This window comes from Cupriavidus sp. SK-3 (assembly GCF_000611145.1).
Classification (GTDB): Bacteria; Pseudomonadota; Gammaproteobacteria; order Burkholderiales; family Burkholderiaceae; genus Cupriavidus.
Genome location: NZ_JFJV02000280.1, coordinates 1 through 587, shown reverse-complemented (window position 1 = coordinate 587; position 587 = coordinate 1). Strand labels below are relative to the sequence as shown.

General features: G+C 62.7%; 1 protein-coding gene. It reads left to right on the top strand.

Features of this window, described 5'->3' with window-relative positions; all coding sequences use genetic code 11:
• Positions 1 to 126: 126 nt before the first annotated feature.
• A partial coding sequence (gene tssJ / locus CF70_RS30900) for a type VI secretion system lipoprotein TssJ (RefSeq protein WP_035874778.1) occupies positions 127 to 587 on the top strand: 461 nt, incomplete at its 3' end.

The following is a 587-nucleotide window of genomic DNA, read 5'->3' as shown; positions in this document are numbered from 1 at the left end:
GCCGTCACCCGTGTGCAGCTCGGCAACTGGCGCGGGCACAGCTCGGCGCAGCCAACGCAACGCGGAACCCCCCGCACTGTCAATGAATGAAACGCAGCAATACGCTACACAAAGAGGATCAACACGATGAGGCGACAGCTTCGAAACGGCGCCCTACTGCTGGTTGCCACCCATATAGCCGGCTGCGGCGTGGGCCAGGCCGTCAAGGACAGCACGGTGGAGGCGGCGAAATGGGCCTTCACGACGCAGGTCAAGACCATGCGCCTCGATCTCACCAGCCGGTCGTCGTTGAATACAAACGGCGCCGGACAGTCGTTATCGACGGTGGTGCGGATCTACCAGTTGAAATCGCCGCAGGCCTTCGAGCAACTGAGCTACGCGCAGTTGCAGACGAATGACCTCGTTTCCCTCAAGCCCGATCTGCTGGCGGCCAGGGACGTCATCTTGCGCCCCGATGCGAGCGTGAGCCTGAGCGAGCCGATGCATGCCGAGGCGGAGTATGTCGGGGTCATCGCGCTCTTGCGCAGCCCGGCCAAGGAGGGGGACTGGAAGCTAGTGGTGCCCAAGAAGCAGTGGAAGAAGACCGA